An 18,036-nucleotide genomic window follows, 5' to 3' on the forward strand; every position below is an offset into this window, starting at 1 on the left:
GTTAGCCTTTGCTCCCCCCGATCACCGCAATTATACGAATGGATTTGCTGTCGGGTATCTCATTATGAGAAATGACCCGCAGTTGCGGCAGTGCCCGGCGCAAGAAGCGTGCCAAAAGCGGCCGCAATCCAGGCGGTGTGAGCAGCACCGGATTGTACCCTTGATTTTCAACATTTTCTGTTTGATGAGCGGCATTGGACAACAGGTTCTCTGCAAGACCCGGTTCCAGGCCGCCGCCCGCCTTGCTGTTGACCGCCTGCATCAGGATATTTTCCAGCTGCGGCTCCAGCGTCATCAGCGGCAGTTCCTGTTCGCCCGGGAACAGCTGCTGCACGATGGCACGCGACAGCGCGGTACGCACGGCGCTGGTCAGGTCGTCGATATCCTGGGTAATGGCCACGTGGTCGGCCAGCGTTTCGATGATGGTGCGGAAGTCTCGCAGGTGAATGCCGTCCAGCAGCAGCTGTTGCAGTACTTTCTGCAGGATGCCGATTGGTACCACCTTGGGCACCAGGTCTTCCACCAGCTTGGGCGCTTCCTTGGCCACGTGTTCGATCAGTGCCTGTACCTCTTCGCGGCCTAGTAGTTCGGCGGCATGGGTCTGCAGCAGGTTGGAAATGTGGGTCGCCACCACGGTACTGGCATCCACCACTGTGTAGCCCAGGTTTTGCGCCTCGTCGCGCTTGCTGGCATCGATCCAGATCGCCGGTAGGCCAAATGCAGGATCGGTGGTGGGCGTGCCTTGCAGATCGCCGCTGACCTGGCCGGGGTTGATGGCCAGGAACTGGCCGATATAGGCCTCGCCATTGCCGATCTCCACCCCTTTCAACAGGATGCGATAGGCATTGGGGCGGATTTCCAGGTTGTCGCGGATGTGGACCGGTGGCACCAGGAAGCCCAGTTCTTGCGCCATCTTCTTGCGGATGCCGCGGATACGGCGCAACAGCTCGCCATCTTGGTCGCGATCGACCAGCGGAATCAGGCGGTAGCCGACTTCCAGTCCCAGCGCGTCTACCGGCTGCACGTCCTTCCAGCCCACTTCGGCCAGTGGCTGCTCCAGTACCGCCGGCGGCGGCTGTTCGCTGACCGTCGCCACCGCTTGTTCTTTCTGTTGACTGAGTTTTTCCAGCCAGCGAGCGGTGCCGGCCAGGGTGGCGGCAATCAGCAGAAACGCCAGGTGCGGCATGTTGGGGATCAGGCCCAAGAGGCCGATGACACCGGCGGTGAGATACAGCACGGTGGGGTTGGCGAACAGCTGGCCAGCCAGTTGTTCGGAAATGCCTTTTTCGGTACCGACCCGGGCCACCACCATACCGGCGGCGGTCGAGATGATCAGCGCCGGAATCTGCGCCACCAGGCCGTCACCGATGGTCAGCAGAGTGTAGGTTTCGGCGGCGCTGGCAACATCCAGATCATGCTGTACCACGCCGATGATCAGGCCGCCGACAATATTGATCACCATGATCAGGATGCCGGCGACGGCATCGCCGCGCACGAACTTGGAGGCACCATCCATGGAGCCAAAGAAGTTGGCCTCTTCGGTGATCTTGGCGCGGCGGCGGCGCGCGTCGTCTTCGCCGATCAGGCCGGCGTTCAGGTCGGCGTCGATAGCCATCTGCTTGCCGGGCATCGCATCCAGGGTGAAGCGGGCCGACACTTCGGCGATACGGCCGGCGCCCTTGGTGATCACCACGAAGTTGATGATGGTGAGGATGACGAACACCACGATACCGATGGTGATGTTGTCGCCGATCAGGAAGTGGGCGAACGATTCGATCACCTTACCGGCGGCACTGGTGCCGGTGTGGCCTTCCAGCAGGATGATGCGGCTACTGGCCACGTTCAGCGACAGGCGCAGCAGGGTGGTGATCAGCAGCAGGGTAGGGAAGGAGGAGAACTCCAGCGGCTCGCGTGTGTTCACCCCGACCATCAGCACGATGATGGAAATGGCGATGTTGAAGGTGAAAAAGATGTCGAGCAGCAGCGGTGGCAGCGGCAACACCATCATCGACAACACCAGCATGATCAGGATCGGCCCTGCCAGGGTGTTGACGTCGATTTTCTTGAGCAGTTCGAGCAGCTTGTTCATGCCTCGTTACGGGGTGCCGGTGGGCGCAGTATGTTGATTGCGTTTGGATTCGGGGTCAAGTTCGGGCGGTACCTGCAGTTTTTCCGGGAACACCGGTGAAACGCCGCCGCTCTGCTCATACTGCTGCAGCTGGTAAACATAAGCCAGCACTTGCGCGGCGGCAGTATACAGCTTGGCCGGAATGGCTTCGTTCAGCTCGACATTGAAATACAGTGCACGGGCAAAGCTGGGCGCGCGCAGCACCGCCACGCGATGCTCCTTGCCCTTGCCGATGATGCGCTCGGCCAGTTTCAGCGAGCCTTTGGCGATCAGCTTGGGTGCACCCATGCCTTCTTCGTATTGCAGTGCTACGGCATAGTGGGTCGGGTTGGTGACGATCACGTTGGCCTTCGGCACTTCCTGCATCATGCGTTTGCGTGCGGCTTCACGCTGCAGCTGGCGGATGCGGCCTTTGACTTCCGGTGAGCCTTCCTGCTCCTTGTATTCCTGCTTCAGCTCTTCCTTGGTCATGCGCAGGTTCTTCTGGTATTGCCACAGCTGGAACGGCACGTCGATCAGCACCAGCAGCAGCATGGCGCCCACCACCATCAGAAAGGTGTGCTCCATCAGTTTGATCAGCTCCGCCAGCGCGCGATCCAGCGGCATGCTCACCAGCCCGACCAGCTCGCCGCGCTCGCTCCAGATTACCCAGGTGGCGACGCCGCCAATCAGCGCGCTTTTCAGGATCGCCTTCAGCCCTTCGGTGGCGGCCTGTACCGAAAACATGCGCTTGATGCCGCTGGCCGGATTGAGCTTGCCAAAGTTGGGCATGAAGCCCTTGCTGGTCAGGTTCCAGCCGCCGATGCTCAGCGGCGTCAGCGCGGCGACCAGAAACAGCGCCCCCAGGATCGGTGCCAGGATCATCAGCGAATCCAGCAGGCTGCTGCGGAAGTGCTCGAGAATCTGCACGCCATCGAATGCCTTGCGCTGATCGAAGGTGAACCAGTCGATCATCAGCTTGTGCAAAAACTGGTAGATGCTGCTGCCGGTTGCCATCAGCAGCGCCAGGCCGGTGGCGGTAACGGCAAAGGTGGACAGTTCGCGCGAACGCGGCACATTGCCCTCGGCGCGGGCCTGTTCCAGCCGCCGGGGCGAGGGTGCTTCGGTGCGGTCTTCCTTGTCGCTTTCTTCTGCCATTGCTCGCGGGTATTCAATAAGTAGCTGCCAAGCGGCGATGTTAGCCGATTGCAACCGGGCTGCGGGGGAGTTTGATCAAGTAGCCAGGCGGTCGGGTCGGCACGCAGGTTGGCCGCAAGCGGCAATAACCGTACAATCGCGCGGTTTCTCTACTGTGTTTTCGAGGTACCGATGAAGCAATATCTAGATCTGATGCGCCATGTGCTGGAGCACGGCGTCGACAAGTCCGATCGCACCGGTACCGGCACGCGGTCGGTATTCGGTTACCAGATGCGCTTCGACCTGGCGCAGGGCTTTCCGCTGGTGACCACCAAGAAGTGCCACCTGCGCTCCATCATCCACGAGCTGCTGTGGTTCCTGAGCGGCGATACCAATATCCGCTATCTGAAGGAAAACGGCGTATCGATCTGGGACGACTGGGCCGACGACAACGGTGACCTCGGCCCGGTGTACGGCTACCAGTGGCGCAGCTGGCCGGCGCCGGATGGCCGCCATATCGACCAGATCAGCAATGTGCTGGACATGATCCGCCGCAACCCGGATTCGCGTCGGCTGATGGTGTCGGCGTGGAACCCGGCGCTGGTGGATGAGATGGCGCTGCCGCCTTGCCACAGCCTGTTCCAGTTCTACGTGGCGGATGGCCGCCTGTCCTGCCAGCTGTACCAGCGCTCGGCCGATATCTTCCTCGGCGTGCCGTTCAACATTGCCAGCTATGCGCTGCTGACCATGATGGTGGCGCAGGTGTGCGGCCTCAAACCGGGTGATTTTGTGCACACGCTGGGCGATGCCCACCTGTACAGCAACCATCTGGAGCAGACCCGGTTGCAACTGTCGCGTGAGCCGCGCTCGCTGCCGACCATGCGCCTCAATCCGGAGGTCTGCGACCTGTTCGCCTTCAAGTTTGACGACTTCACACTGGAAGGCTACGACCCGCATCCGCACATCAAGGCGGAGGTGGCGGTATGAGCCTGCGGCCAACCTCGCGTCCGGTCATTACCCTGGTGGCGGCGATGGCGCACGACAATGTGATTGGCATCGACAACACCCTGCCGTGGCATCTGCCGGAAGACCTGAAGCATTTCAAGGCGGTAACCCTGGGAAAGCCGGTGATCATGGGGCGCAAGACTTTCGACTCCATCGGTCGCCCGTTGCCGGGACGTCTCAATATCGTGATTACCCGCCAGCAAGACTGGCAGCATGACGGCGTCAGCGTCGCGCATTCGCTGCAGGATGCACTGGCGTTGGCCGGTGCGGTGGACGAGGTGTGCGTGATCGGTGGCGCCAATCTGTATGCGCAGGCGCTACCGTTGGCCGACAAGCTGTGCCTGACCCATATCGACCTGGTGGTGGCCGGCGATGCGCGTTTCCCGGCCTGGGATGCCGCCGAGTGGCAGTGCACCACCCAGCCCGCCCTCGTTGCGGCCAACGGTGTGCAGTATTACTTTGCCGACTATCAGCGGCTGGCCTAGCGAGTAACCACATGCAAAAAAAGCGGCCAGACGGCCGCTTTTTTATTGCCGGCTGGTCTCAGCCCAGTAGTTCCGCGGCAGCCGCCTGCGCGGTATGGCTGTACTGGATGGCGAACTCGCGCAGCATCTGCTGCAACTGGCTGCCGTCGCGCGCCACGATGGCCTTGAGCAGGCGGTCGAGGAAGTCGTAGGTGCGGTCGATCTGGTTCTTGCCGGCGCGCAGGATGGCAAACAGGCAGCGTTGCGACTGTGGCAGCAGGTCGAACAGGGTCTGCTGCAGGTAGCGGTTGCCGCAGTGCTGATACAGTAGTTCCAGAAACTGTACCCCGGTGCGGTAGAAGCCTTCACTGTCGCTCTTGCGCTGCTGCTCGCCCAGTTCGGTCATCAGTTCGATGAAGCCGGCCAGATCATCGTTCTGCCAGTGGCCAGCCAGATTCTGCACCGCTTGTTCCAGCAGCAAGAACCACAAGGCAAACAGTTCGCGCACGTCTTCCGGGCTGATGCTGGAGACGATGGCGCCACGGCGCGGGTAGATGTCCACCAGATGGCGGCGTTGCAGGATCAGCAACGCCTCGCGCACCGAGCCGCGGCTGACGTCCAGCTCGGCGGCAATGCGCAGTTCCTGGATGCGTTCTCCCGGCTGCATGTCGCCGCTGACGATCTTGTGCCCCAGGTATTGGGCGATCTGTTCGGTAAGCGAGTCGTTGGCCTTGAAGCTCACACGCGCCTCCTGCTGGCTGCTAGTCATGATGATGATCGGGATTGAAGTTTGTCGATTGTCCGGCAATCGGACGGCGGGATTCTAGCATTGCCGGCATTACTGGCGCCTCGCCCTGTGCTATCGAACAGGCGGCGGGTATGACTTGTGGCGTAAAAACAAACGGTTGTTTCGTTTTTGAGAGAAAAATCTTGCCTGCAAGGAGCGGCAAAAGTACCATTCAAACGCTTGTTTAAGCAAGGCCAAGCGAGGAATCAGGGGCTAACACGACAAGTGGCTCGCAAGGTAGGTTTGAACAGCTGCTTCAAGAGCAATAACGCCGTTATTGCGTGTTCCATTGGGAACCTTGCAGGTACGACACGGGTGTTGACCTCTCCCTTTTGTGGGAGAGGTCTTTTTTTTGCCGCTGTCAGCGCGCGCCACGCTCGCGTTCGGCGGCGATCAGGTCGGACAGCAGGATATTCAGTGCATCGGTCGACATGCGCAGCTCCAGCAGCGACATGCCCAGCGACATGATCATCAGCAGCAGGCTGGCGCCAAAGGTGACCTGCGCCACCTGCGGCCAACCGGTATAGATCTGCAGCATGGCCAGCACGCACAGAAACAGGCTGCCGACTCCCAGGCTCTGCATCCATTTGATCAGCGCGATGCGCCGGCGCAGGTTGCCGATCTGCTGCACCAGTTTTTCGTCCGGCGCTTGCTGGTAGTCGTCGTACAGGTTGCGAATGATGCTGGCCAGCGCCAGATAACGGTTGGTATAGGCCAGCAGCAGCAGGGAAATCGCCGGGAACAGCAGGGCAGGGGTAGTGAGATTGAGCATGGGTCAGAGGTTTTCGTTGATCAGGACGTCCAGGCCGTTACCGGTGAGGGCAAACAGCTCGACGATGTCTTCATTGCGCATGCGCACACAGCCACGCGAGGTCGGGGTGCCGAACGCCACGTGTTCGCCGGCGCCATGGATGTAGATGGCACGGTCATAGCTATCCACCGCTCCACCCTGGTTCTTGCCGGGCTCCATGCCACACAGCCACAGGATGCGGGTCAGAATCCAGTCCTTGTCCGGGTATTCCTGGTGCAGCTGCGCGCTATACATCCACGGGGTGACCTGGCGGCGGTAGATAATGGTGCCCGGCGTTACGCCATCGCCGATACGCTCGCAAACCCTGTGCCAGCCACGCGGGGTCTGATAGCTGTTGGCCAGTTCACCGACGCCGTTCTTGGCGGTAGAGATGGCGTAGTGGGCACGGGCAACGCCCAGCGCGTCATAAAACACCAGCGACTGGCTGCGCACGCCCACCTCCAGCCACGGGCTACCCGGGGTGTAGGGATTGTGTTTGATCACTGCGGCTTGCACCGGCTGCAACTGGCTGGCGAGAAGGTAATCCGCCTCCGGTGGGTTGGCCGCAACGGCAGGCAGCGTCAGCAGCGCAAGCAGGGCCGGCAGATAGGACAGGCGAGTGGACATGCTGCTCTCCTCGGTTACCTGCGTTGGGCAAAAAAAGCAGCCAGAAGTGCCGCGGCAGCCTCGGCGGCGATGCCGCCATCGATGGCAGTGTGGTGATTGAGGCGGCGTTCGGCAAACAGATTGATCACACTGCCGGCGGCGCCGGTACGTGCCTCTGCCGCACCGTACAGCACGTGATCCAGCCGGCTGTGCAGGATGGCGCCGGCACACATGGCGCACGGCTCCAGCGTGACATACAGCTGGCAGCCGTGTAGCCGGTAGTTGCCAACATGAGCCGCCGCTTCGCGCAGTGCCAGCATCTCGGCATGGGCGCTGGGATCGTGGCTGCCGAGCGGGCGGTTGTAGCCACGGCCGATGATCTTGCCCTGATGCACCACGACCGCGCCTACCGGTACCTCGCCGTGTCGCGCCGCTTCGGCGGCCAGCGCCAGCGCCTCGGCCATGAACGCCTGCCGTTCCGCCTGTGGCGGCAGCGGCCGCACCGGTGGGTGGTTGCCCGCAGCGGCGCGTAGCGCGGCGCGAGTGGCGTCGTCCAGCGCCGACCAGTGTTCGCCGCGTGCCGCTGCCTCCAGTGCAAACAGCAGCCGCTCGGTGACGGTGTGACCGCTGGCCTTCAGCAGCAGAAATGCCCGCACGGCACCCACGGCCTGCAATTGCTCGCGGCGATGGATATTGAGTGCCGCCAGCCAGCGGATGGCATTGGGTGGCAGGGGGGGCGAAGTCAGCATGGCTATGGGCTTAAATGCTGCGGCCAACCTGAACATGGTGTCAGGTTGGCCGCAAGGTGGTCACGCCGGCAATATCAACCCGGACGGCGCATGGCCAGCAGGTAGTTGACGTCGGTGTCGTCGTTCAGACTATAGATATGTGTCAGCGGGTTGTAACCCATGCCCTTGACCTGTACCAGTTCCAGCCCGGCGCCACGCGCCATGCGTGCCAGCTCGGATGGCTTGAGGAAGCGCTTGTAATCGTGGGTGCCGCGCGGCAGCATGTTCAGCACGTATTCGGCGCCGACCACTGCCAGCAGATAGGCCTTGGCATTGCGGTTGAGAGTGGAGAAGAACACCCAGCCGCCCGGCTTCACCAGCTCGGCGCAGGCGCGCACCACGCTCAGCGGGTCCGGCACGTGTTCAAGCATCTCCATGCAGGTCACCACATCAAAGCTGGCGGGCGCCTCTGCGGCCAACTCTTCTACCGGCAAGCAGCGGTAGCTGACGCTGACGCCGGATTCTAGGCTGTGCAGCTGGGCCACTTTCAGCGACTTCTTGGCTAGGTCGATGCCGGTAACGCTGGCACCCTTGGCCGCCATGCTTTCGGCCAGGATGCCGCCGCCGCAGCCAACGTCCAGCACCGTCTTGCCGTCGATGGCAGCGAAGTCGTCGATAAAGCCCAGTCGCAGCGGGTTGATCTCGTGCAGCGGCTTGAACTCGCTGTCCTTGTCCCACCACTTGTGGGCAATCTGGCTGAATTTATCCAGTTCCAGTTCGTCTACATTGCTCATTTTGTATCCTGCTTATTTGGCCAGAATGCGCACGCGCCAGTCTTCGGCCTTGGCTTTCAGTTCCGCTTCGTCGAGGGTGGTCAGCTGGCGCTCGCGCAGCACCTGGCGACCATTTACCCACATGTGGCTTACCTGTTCGCGACCGGCGGCGTACACGATGTGCGAGATCGGATCGAATTGCGGGCTGGTTTCCACCGCCGACAGATCGACGGCAATCAGATCGGCCTGCTTGCCCACGCTGACGCTGCCGACCTTGTCGGCAATGCCCAGCGCCTGCGCGCCGTTGAGCGTCGCCATACGGATGGCGGTGGCAGCCGGCACGGCGGTCGGGTCCAGCGTGCCGACCTTGGCCAGCAACGCGCCCATGCGGGTTTCGCTCAGCATGTCCAATTTGTTGTTGGAAGCGGCGCCGTCAGTACCGATGCCCACGGTGACGCCGGCGGCCAACAGTTTCTGCACCGGGGCGATGCCGGAAGCCAGTTTCATGTTGGAGGTCGGGTTGTGGGCGATGGACACGCCATGCTTGGCCACCAGCGCGATTTCCTCGTCGCTCAGGTGCACCATGTGGGCGGCAATCAGCCGCGGCGACAGCAGGCCGAGATTGGCCAGGCGCGCCAGCGGGCGCTGCTTGAACTGCTCCAGGCTGCCGTTTACCTCGTCCATGGTTTCATGGATGTGGCAGTGGATCAGCATGTCTTCCTGTTCGGCCAGGGTGATCACCTTGCGGAAGGTGTCGTCGGCCACGGTGTACGGCGCATGCGGCGCCAGGGTGAAGGTCACCAGTTCCTCGCCCAGGAACTGCTGGCGTTCGGCCATGCCCTTGGCGATGTAGTCATCGGCATTCTGGCCGTAGACGGTGGGGAATTCCAGGATCGAGCAGCCGACGAAGGTACGCATGCCGGCAGCCAGGCCGGCACGGGCCATGGCGGCATGGAAGAAGTACATGTCGTTGATGGTGGTGGTGCCGCTACGGAACATTTCCCCCATCGCCAGCAGCGCGCCGTCGAACACGAAGGCATCGCTGACATGTTTGCCTTCTGCCGGCCAGATGTGGTTTTGCAGCCAGTCCATCAGCGCTTTGTCGTCGGCCATGCCGCGCAGCAGAGTCATTGCCGAATGACCGTGCAGATTGATCAGCCCCGGCATTAGCACGTGCTGCGGCAAGTTGATGTGCTTTACCGCGCTTGCCGCAGCAATTTCGTCCGGTCGCAGGATCGCCACAATGCGGCCATTACGCACGCCTACTGCGTGGTTTTCCAATATCTGGCCATCCTGCTCCACGGGAATAATCCAGCGAGCGCAAATCAACTGATCAAAAGCGGTATTTTGCATGAAATGTTGCCTATAAAAGTATGCGGGCGATTGTAGGCGCTGGCTTCCCGGTTCGGCAACCTGCCTTATACTATGCAAAAAGAGAAATTCCGCGCAGCGGCAAGCGCTTCCGTATAATCTGTTGCAATAAATTGAACATCCATGGCGCCTAGCCTTTGGGGAACCCGAGTCCATGACCCAGAAGCCTGACAATTTCGATAGCTATACCATTGGTTCGCGCCTGTCCTTGCGACAAGTCTTTCTGATGGCGCTGGTCCTTGGACTACTTATTCCTGCCGTCATCATCAGTGTGCTGAGTTTCAACCTGCAGCGTGAGCAGGCCGAGAACCAGCTGGCAGTGGACCAGAAGCGCCTGTTGGATATCGTGGCGCTGGGCATGCAGGAGCCGTTGTGGAACCTTAGCCGCCAGGCCGGTGCACCGCTGGTGTCGTCGGTGATGGACGACCCGCGCGTGATTTCCATCCGCGTGTCGGATACCCAGTCCAATACCGTGTTCCTGTCTACGCTGCGTAGCGAGCGCCGTATCGGCAGCGTGGCGTTTGTGCAGAAGCCGGTGGTGTACCGCGGCGAGGAAATCGGCCAGGTCAGCATCGAGTTCGACACCGAGCACCTGGCCATCTACCAGCGCAACCAGCTGAAGAACCTGCTGCTGATCGTGGCGGCACAGCTGCTGCTGTCGGTCATTCTGGTGATGACCATTCTGCATTCGCGCTTTCTGCGCCCCATCGCCCAGCTGTCGCAGCAGGCCACCAAGTTGGCCGCACTCAAGCTGGACGAGCCGTTCCATTGGGGGCGGCACGATGAAATCGGCACCGTGGGCAAGCATCTGGAGTGGACCCGCTCCGAGCTCAAGCGCCTGATCGACGAACTGAAAGCCAAGACCCTGGCGCTGGAGGCGGATATCGAGCGCCGCCGCGAGGTGGAAGACGCGCTGCGCCGCTCGGAGAACAAATACCGCGAACTGTTCTGGTCCAACCTGGATGGCATCGTGATCAGCTCGCTGGAAGGGCAGATCATCGACGCCAACCCGGCCTTCCTCAGCCTGCTGGGTTACAGCCTGGACCAGCTCAAACTGCAGAACTTCTGGGGCCTGCTTGATCGCGACAGCGAAGCCCACGAGCGCTATAACCTGGACAACAAGGTGATGCGCTTCGGCTTCTGCGATGAATTCGAAGTGCAGTACATCAACCGTATCGGTAACCCGATTCCAGTCAGCGTCAAGACCGTGGCCATGCGCGATGCCAGTGGGCGCATTACCGCCGTGTGGCGCATGGTGCGCGACATTTCCGAGCGTCGCGCGGCCGAGGAGCGCATGCAGCTGGCGGCCAAGGTGTTCGAGAACACCGCCGAAGGCATCATGATCACCGATGGCGATGTCCGCATTCGCAGTGTGAACCGTGCCTTTACCGAAATTACCGGCTTTGCGCAGGAAGAAGTGCTGGGCCAGCGCCCGATGGTGCTCAGCTCCGGCCGTCACAACAAGGACTTCTACGACAGCCTGTGGCAGGTGTTGAACGAGCAGGGCTCGTGGCAGGGCGAGGTGTGGAACCGCCGCAAGAACGGCGAGGTATACCCGGAGTGGCTGGCGATCAACGCGGTGAAGAGCCCGTCCGGCGATGTCACTCACTATGTCGCGATCTTCAGCGACCAGTCGGAGCGCAAGGCCGCCGACGAGCGCATCCAGTTCCTGGCGCACTTCGACGTGCTCACCGGCTTGCCCAACCGCGGCCATCTGCAGGATCGCGCGTTGCTGGCAATCCAGAACGCCACTCACGACAACGGCAAGCTGGCCATTCTGTTGCTGGACCTGGACCGTTTCAAGACCATCAACGAATCGCTGGGTCATGCCGCCGGCGACATCCTGCTGAAGATGGCATCCGAACGCATCCGCAGCGTGTTGGGCAGTGGCGAGGTGGTGGCACGGCAGGGCGGTGACGAATTCATCATTCTGCTGCCGCTGATCAGCGATGCCGCCGCCGCCGCGCATGCCGCCGAGCGTATCCTGTCCGAGTTCACCACCCCACTGGAGGTGTACAACCACGCGCTGATGGTTACCGGTAGTATCGGCATTAGCGTGTTCCCGGACGATGGCCGCGATTTCGACACCCTGGTGCGTAATGCCGATGCGGCGATGTACCACGCCAAGTCCAGTGGCCGTAACAATTACAAGTTCTACACTGCCGATCTGAACGCGCGTGCCCGTGAGATCCTGGCCATCGAGAGCCAGCTGCGTTACGCGGTGGAGCGTGGCGAATTTGTGCTGCACTACCAGCCGCAGGTGGAAATCAAGAGTGGTCGCATTGTTGGCGCCGAGGCGCTGATTCGCTGGAATCACCCGTCCTTGGGCTTGCTGGGGCCGTTGCACTTTATTGATGTTGCCGAAGAGCGCGGTTTCATCGTGCAGATCGGCAACTGGGTGATCCGTGAAGCCTGCCGCCAGATTGCTGCTTGGCATGCGGCTGGCCTGCCGCTGATCACCATCGGCGTCAACCTGTCGGCATTGCAGTTCCGTCATCAGGACCTGACCCAGGTGCTGGGTAATGCGCTGGCGGCCTACAACCTGCCGGGCAGTTGCCTGGATGTGGAAGTAACCGAAAGCGTGATCATGGACGATATGGAGTCCACGGTGCAGTCGATCCGCGCCATTCAGGAGATGGGCATCCGTTTGTCGATCGACGATTTCGGTACTGGTTATTCCAGCCTGGCCTACCTGAAGCGCTTCAAGGCGGACAAGCTGAAGATCGACCGCTCCTTTGTGCGCGATATTCCGGACGATCAGGACGATACCGCCATTACCCGCGCCATCATCAATATGGCCAAGAACCTGAACATGCAGGTGGTGGCCGAGGGGGTGGAAACCATCGAGCAATGGCACTTCCTGGAACAGCACGGTTGCGATCAGGTGCAGGGCTACTTACTGGCCAAACCGATGGCGGCCGAGCTGGTGGAGCCGCTGTTGCGCAATGCCAGCCTGTTGCCGCAGGGCTGATCGCTGACATTGCGGCCAACGTTGGCCGCAGCATGAAGCCCCGCCGGATACGGCGGGGCTTTTTATCGGCACTTGCTGCCGTGCTACGTGAGAGGCTGGCGTTGTCACGCTTGCCGCTATGCCGGTGACGAAGCTCTGTGCTGTATTACCTATCACCGCTGCCGCTACCCGAGGCAAGAAAAAACCCGCCATCTTGCGATGACGGGTTTTCTTTATCCGCAAATAGCCGGATTAGATCATGCCTTTGCTTTTCAGCAGTTCGAACATGGTCTTGCCGATTTCAGCCGGGCTGCGAGTGTAGGCGATGCCAGCCTGTTCAAAAGCCTTGAACTTCTCTTCGGCAGTACCCTTGCCGCCGGAGATGATGGCGCCAGCGTGGCCCATGCGCTTGCCTTTCGGGGCAGTCACACCGGCGATGTAACCAACAACCGGCTTGGTCACGTAAGCCTTGGCGAATTCGGCCGCTTCTTCTTCTGCGGAGCCGCCAATTTCACCGATCATCACGATCGCGTCGGTATCCGGATCGTCCTGGAACAGTTTCAGCGCGTCGATGTGGCTGGTGCCCGGGATCGGGTCGCCGCCGATACCGATGCAGGTCGACTGGCCCAGACCCAGCGCGGTGGTTTGTGCCACGGCTTCGTAGGTCAGGGTGCCGGAACGGGACACGATACCGATGCGGCCCGGGTTGTGGATGTGCCACGGCATGATGCCGATCTTGCACTCACCCGGAGTGATGATGCCTGGGCAGTTAGGGCCGATCAGGCGGATGCCGGCTTCGTCGACGGCTTTCTTTACGTACAGCATGTCTAGGGTCGGCACACCTTCGGTGATGCACACGATCAGCTTCACGCCGGAATCGATCGCTTCCAGGATGGAATCCTTGGCGAATGCTGCCGGTACGTAGATTACCGAGGCATCAGCCTGGGTCTGGCGTACGGCGTCCTTCATGGTGTTGAACACCGGCAGGCCCAGGTGCTCGGAACCGCCCTTGCCCGGAGTCACGCCACCGACAACCTTGGTGCCGACTTTCAGCGCCTGTTCGGCGTGGAAAGTACCGTTCTTGCCGGTGAAGCCTTGCACCAGCACTTTCGTATCTTTGTTTACCAATACGCTCATTTTGAAATCCTTATGCGGTGCAGGTGATTAAAGCGCGGCAACGGCAGCAACGATCTTCTCGGCTGCGTCGTTCAGGCCCTGGGCGGAGGTCAGTTTCAGACCGGATTCGTCCAGAATCTTGGCGCCCAGTTCAGCGTTGTTGCCTTCCAGGCGTACAACGACCGGAACGGTCACGTTCACTTCTTTAACTGCAGCGATGATCGCTTCGGCGATCATGTCGCAACGAACGATACCGCCGAAGATGTTGATCAGCACGCCCTTGACCGAGGTATCGGCCAGGATCAGCTTGAACGCTTCGATCACGCGCTCTTTGGTAGCGCCGCCGCCAACGTCCAGGAAGTTGGCCGGCTGGCCGCCTTTCAGCTTGATGATGTCCATGGTGGCCATCGCCAGGCCAGCGCCGTTCACCATGCAGCCGATGTTGCCTTCCAGTGCCACGTAGTTCAGGTCGAACTCGGAAGCTTTCACTTCGCGCTCGTTTTCCTGCGACTTGTCGCGCTGTGCCAGCAGCTCTGGGTGACGGTACAGGGCGTTGGAGTCCAGATTGATCTTGCCGTCGACGCAAGCCAGTTCGCCGTTTTCACGCAGCGCCAGCGGGTTCACTTCGAACAGTGCGAAATCGTTGGATACGAACGCGTCGTACGCGCCCAGCATCAGCTTGGTGAAGTCACCAATCTGCTTGCCGGACAGGCCCAGGGCGAACGCGCAATCGCGTGCCTGGAACGGCTGCATGCCGACCAGCGGATCCACTTCCACCTTGATGATTTTTTCCGGGGTTTCTTCCGCTACTTTTTCGATTTCCACGCCGCCTTCGGTGGAAACCATGAACACCACGCGCTGGGAGCCACGGTCAACCACGGCGCCCAGGTACAGTTCGCGCTGTACCGGGTACATGTCTTCGCATACCAGTACGCTGTGAACTGGCTGGCCAGCGGCGTCAGTCTGGTAGGTCACCAGATTGGTACCGATCAGGCTCTTGGCAACTTCAGCGGCTTCTTCGCGGCTTTTCACCACTTTCACGCCACCGGCCTTGCCACGGCCACCGGCGTGGACCTGGGCCTTAACAACGGCAAATTTGCCGCCCAGCTTGTCGTAAGCAGCAGCTGCTTCTTCCGGCGAATTGGCCAGAATGCCCTGTTGCACCGGCAGGCCGTACTTGGCCAGCAGCTCTTTCGCTTGGTATTCGTGCAGGTTCATTGAGTTTCCTTTCGGGTGGAAATGATGGCGGGGCCCTGTCTGGCCTACGTCTCTATTCCTTGGCCGCTTGCGCGGGCCTTATCTTGCGGGCGGTCATGGCTAGCCATTCCCGCCCCGATTCACGCGGGCCGCGTCATTGTACACGGCCCACCACCGTTTAGCCGTGCAAGGCGCGCTTGTCAGCGGCCAGGGCGGCTTCGTGTACTACTTCGGACAAGCTCGGATGGGCATGGACAATGCGTGCCAGGTCTTCGCTGGCAGCCTTGAATTCCATGGAAACCACGCCTTCGGTCACCAGCTCGGACACCATCGGGCCGATCATGTGCAGGCCGAGGATGCGGTCGGTCTTGGCGCAGGCCAAGAGCTTGACGGTACCTTGGGCATGGCCCAAGCCCAGCGCGCGACCGTTGGCGGCAAAGCCGGAAGTGCCCTTCTTGTACTCGATGCCTTCGGCCTTGAGTTGCTCTTCGGTCTTGCCGACCCAGGCGATTTCCGGCGAGGTGTAGATCACCCACGGAATCACGCCGAAGTCCACGTGCGGCTTCTGGCCGGCGATGCGCTCGGCCACTGCCACGCCTTCTTCGGACGCCTTGTGCGCCAGCATCGGGCCGCGCACCACGTCACCGACTGCCCATACGTTCGGCAGGTTGGTGTGGCAGTGGTCATCCACTACCACGAAACCGCGCTCGTCCAGCTGCAGGTTGACGTTTTCGGCGCCCAGACCGGCAGTGTTCGGCACGCGGCCGATGGCCACGATCAGCTTGTCGAACTCGGCCTTCACCGCTTCGCCATTCAGCTCGTAGTTCACGGTGACGCTGTTGGCACCCTTGCTGATCTCGCCGATCTTCACGCCCAGCTTGATGTCGAGGCCGGTGTCCTTGGTCAGCGACTTGAACGCTTCCTTGGCGATCTGCTGGTCGGCAGCGGCCAGGAAGGTCGGCATGGCTTCCAGGATGGTGACGTCGGCGCCCAGGCGCTTCCATACCGAACCCATTTCCAGACCGATCACGCCGGCGCCGATCACGCCCAGGCGGGCCGGCACGTCGGCCAGCGCCAGTGCGCCGGCGTTGTCCAGCACCAGCTGGTTGTCGGTCGGCAGGCCCGGCAGTTGGCGCGGGTTGGAGCCGGTGGCGATGATCACATGGCTGGCTTCCAGGGTGTCCACCACGGCGCCGTTGTCGGTCACCTCGATGATCCACTTCTCGCCCTGACGGGATTTCAGCGTGGCCAGACCGTGTACGTTGGCCACCTTGTTCTTCTTGAACAGGAAGGCGATGCCACCGGCGTTCTTGGTGATGATGCCGTTCTTGCGCTCCAGCATGGTGGCCACGTCCATCTTGGCACCGTCGACCGAGATGCCGTGCTTGGCGAAGTCATGCTGGATGGCGTGGAAGTTTTCCGAGGACTGCAGCAGCGCCTTGGACGGGATGCAACCCACGTTCAGGCAGGTACCGCCGAGCGATGCCTTGCCTTCCGGGCTCTTGAAGGCGTCCACGCAGGCGGTGTTGAAACCCAGCTGCGCGGCGCGGATGGCGGCCACGTAACCGCCGGGGCCGCCGCCGATCACTACTACGTCGAATTGTTGGCTCATTAATCTTTCCTTTGCACGTTGCGGCCAACCTTGTGGGTTGGCCGCACGCGATGGTGTCAGAGCGGGCAGGGCGCATGGCGCTGCCCACCAACTGCGCTTACAGGTCCAGGATCAGGCGGGCCGGATCTTCGATGGCTTCCTTCACCGCTACCAGGCTCAGTACGGCTTCGCGGCCGTCGATGATGCGGTGGTCGTAGGACTGCGCCAGATACATCATCGGGCGTACCACAACCTGGCCGTTTTCCACCACGGCACGTTCCTTGGTGGCATGCATGCCCAGGATCGCGGATTGCGGCGGGTTGATGATCGGGGTGGACATCATGGAGCCGAAGGTGCCGCCGTTGGAGATGGTGTAGGTACCGCCAGTCAGCTCTTCCACGGTCAGCTTGCCTTCCTGCGCGCGCTTGCCGAAGTCGGCGATCTGCTTCTCGATCTCGGCCAGCGACAGCTGGTCGGCATTACGGATCACCGGTACTACCAGGCCACGCGGGCTGCCTACTGCCACGCCGATGTCGAAGTAGCCGTGGTAGATCACATCGTTGCCGTCAACCGAGGCATTCACTACCGGGTATTTCTTCAGCGCGGCAACCACGGCTTTTACAAAGAAGCCCATGAAGCCCAGCTTCACGCCGTGCTCTTTCTCGAACTTGTCTTTGTACTTGTTGCGCAGGTCCATCACCGGCTTCATGTTCACTTCGTTGAAGGTGGTGAGGATGGCGTTGGTCTGTTGCGACATCACCAGACGCTCGGCCACGCGCTGGCGCAGGCGGGACATCGGTACGCGCTGTTCCGGGCGGCCGGACAGCACGCTGGTATTGATGGCCGGAGTGGAGGCCAGTGCCTTGCCCACGTTGGCCGCAGCCGCGGCGATGACCGGGCCGGACTGCGCCGGAGCCGCTGGCTTGGCGGCGGCGACGTCTTCTTTCAGGATGCGACCGTCACGGCCGGAGCCAGCGACGTCAGCCAGGTTCACGCCGGTTTCGGCGGCCAGTTTGGCAGCGGACGGCATGGCGGCGCCACCGGTGGCGGCAGCCTGTACCGGGGCAGCAGCAGCGGCAGCAGGTGCGGCGGCAGCGGCTGGGGCAGTGGCGCCAGCAGTGGCTTCGGTATCGATGTGGGCGATCAGCTGACCGGAGGTCACGGTCGCGCCGTCCTGTTCCACGATCTTCACCAGTACGCCAGCCTGCGGTGCCGGCAGTTCCAGTACCACCTTGTCGGTTTCCAGGTCGATCAGGTTCTCGTCACGGGCAACCGCCTGGCCGACTTGCTTGTGCCAGGTCATCAGGGTGGCTTCGGATACGGATTCCGGCAGCTGGGGGACTTTGACTTCAATGATGGCCATTGTTCTTCTCCATTGGGGGGCGGCGCCTTGCCGCCCCGTTCTTATGTGCAG

Annotated in this window: 15 protein-coding genes; 3 read left to right on the forward strand and 12 right to left on the reverse strand. The window is 61.4% G+C overall.

All coding sequences use genetic code 11. The annotated features are described in order from the left end of the window. Window position 1 precedes the first annotated feature (1 nt). Both flhA and flhB read right to left on the reverse strand, forming a co-directional pair. Window positions 2-2,089 (reverse strand): flagellar biosynthesis protein FlhA, encoded by a 2,088-nt coding sequence (gene flhA / locus ABNW52_RS13710; protein WP_349588850.1) that lies wholly within the window; start codon window positions 2,087-2,089, stop codon window positions 2-4. Between the two features lie 6 nt (window positions 2,090-2,095). Then, window positions 2,096-3,265, reverse strand: coding sequence for a flagellar biosynthesis protein FlhB (flhB, locus tag ABNW52_RS13715; protein WP_349588852.1), 1,170 nt, complete (start codon window positions 3,263-3,265; stop codon window positions 2,096-2,098). A 171-nt stretch (window positions 3,266-3,436) separates the two neighbouring features. Here flhB and ABNW52_RS13720 point away from each other — a divergent pair, with 171 nt between their 5' ends. Next, window positions 3,437-4,231, forward strand: a complete 795-nt coding sequence (locus tag ABNW52_RS13720) for a thymidylate synthase (RefSeq protein WP_349588855.1) — start codon at window positions 3,437-3,439, stop codon at window positions 4,229-4,231. Further along, window positions 4,228-4,734 carry a type 3 dihydrofolate reductase gene (folA, locus tag ABNW52_RS13725; protein WP_349588857.1) on the forward strand — a complete coding sequence of 169 codons (507 nt, stop codon included), beginning with the start codon at window positions 4,228-4,230 and terminating at the stop codon, window positions 4,732-4,734. The genes ABNW52_RS13720 and folA overlap by 4 nt, the downstream gene beginning before the upstream one ends. Before the next feature lie 58 nt (window positions 4,735-4,792). Here the strand turns inward: folA and ABNW52_RS13730 are convergent, their stop codons facing one another. The 6 genes from ABNW52_RS13730 to ABNW52_RS13755 all read right to left on the reverse strand — a co-directional run bounded on the left by ABNW52_RS13730 (window position 4,793) and on the right by ABNW52_RS13755 (window position 9,750). Further along, complete coding sequence (locus ABNW52_RS13730) at window positions 4,793-5,482, reverse strand: GntR family transcriptional regulator (protein ID WP_349588859.1); 690 nt, start codon at window positions 5,480-5,482, stop codon at window positions 4,793-4,795. A gap of 379 nt (window positions 5,483-5,861) precedes the next feature. Next, complete coding sequence (locus ABNW52_RS13735) at window positions 5,862-6,272, reverse strand: DUF2721 domain-containing protein (protein WP_349588861.1); 411 nt, start codon at window positions 6,270-6,272, stop codon at window positions 5,862-5,864. Between the two features lie 3 nt (window positions 6,273-6,275). Beyond that, the gene (locus ABNW52_RS13740) at window positions 6,276-6,917 is read right to left on the reverse strand and encodes a L,D-transpeptidase (RefSeq protein WP_349588864.1); all 642 of its coding nucleotides are present in this window, start codon (window positions 6,915-6,917) and stop codon (window positions 6,276-6,278) included. Between the two features lie 14 nt (window positions 6,918-6,931). Continuing rightward, the gene (gene tadA, locus ABNW52_RS13745; RefSeq protein ID WP_349588867.1) at window positions 6,932-7,645 is read right to left on the reverse strand and encodes a tRNA adenosine(34) deaminase TadA; all 714 of its coding nucleotides are present in this window, start codon (window positions 7,643-7,645) and stop codon (window positions 6,932-6,934) included. Between the two features lie 74 nt (window positions 7,646-7,719). Then, entirely contained in the window at window positions 7,720-8,418 is a 699-nt protein-coding gene (gene ubiG / locus ABNW52_RS13750) for a bifunctional 2-polyprenyl-6-hydroxyphenol methylase/3-demethylubiquinol 3-O-methyltransferase UbiG (protein WP_349588869.1), read from the reverse strand. 12 nt (window positions 8,419-8,430) lie between these two features. Beyond that, window positions 8,431-9,750 carry a TRZ/ATZ family hydrolase gene (locus ABNW52_RS13755; protein ID WP_349588872.1) on the reverse strand — a complete coding sequence of 440 codons (1,320 nt, stop codon included), beginning with the start codon at window positions 9,748-9,750 and terminating at the stop codon, window positions 8,431-8,433. Between the two features lie 172 nt (window positions 9,751-9,922). Between ABNW52_RS13755 and ABNW52_RS13760 the strand changes: the two genes are divergently transcribed. Continuing rightward, window positions 9,923-12,739, forward strand: a complete 2,817-nt coding sequence (locus tag ABNW52_RS13760) for an EAL domain-containing protein (protein WP_349588874.1) — start codon at window positions 9,923-9,925, stop codon at window positions 12,737-12,739. A gap of 231 nt (window positions 12,740-12,970) precedes the next feature. On the opposite strand, the gene sucD is transcribed toward ABNW52_RS13760, so the two are convergent. The 4 genes from sucD to odhB all read right to left on the reverse strand — a co-directional run bounded on the left by sucD (window position 12,971) and on the right by odhB (window position 17,985). Further along, entirely contained in the window at window positions 12,971-13,855 is an 885-nt protein-coding gene (gene sucD, locus ABNW52_RS13765; RefSeq protein WP_189354411.1) for a succinate--CoA ligase subunit alpha, read from the reverse strand. Window positions 13,856-13,882: 27 nt separating this feature from the next. After that, window positions 13,883-15,052: an ADP-forming succinate--CoA ligase subunit beta gene (gene sucC / locus ABNW52_RS13770; protein ID WP_349588876.1), complete on the reverse strand. Its 1,170-nt coding sequence runs from the start codon at window positions 15,050-15,052 to the stop codon at window positions 13,883-13,885. A 157-nt stretch (window positions 15,053-15,209) separates the two neighbouring features. Further along, entirely contained in the window at window positions 15,210-16,643 is a 1,434-nt protein-coding gene (gene lpdA, locus ABNW52_RS13775; protein ID WP_349588878.1) for a dihydrolipoyl dehydrogenase, read from the reverse strand. Window positions 16,644-16,740: 97 nt separating this feature from the next. Next, the gene (gene odhB / locus ABNW52_RS13780; protein ID WP_349588881.1) at window positions 16,741-17,985 is read right to left on the reverse strand and encodes a 2-oxoglutarate dehydrogenase complex dihydrolipoyllysine-residue succinyltransferase; all 1,245 of its coding nucleotides are present in this window, start codon (window positions 17,983-17,985) and stop codon (window positions 16,741-16,743) included. Window positions 17,986-18,036 lie beyond the last annotated feature (51 nt).

Source organism: Vogesella oryzagri (assembly GCF_040148885.1).
Lineage (GTDB): Bacteria > Pseudomonadota > Gammaproteobacteria > Burkholderiales > Chromobacteriaceae > Vogesella > Vogesella oryzagri.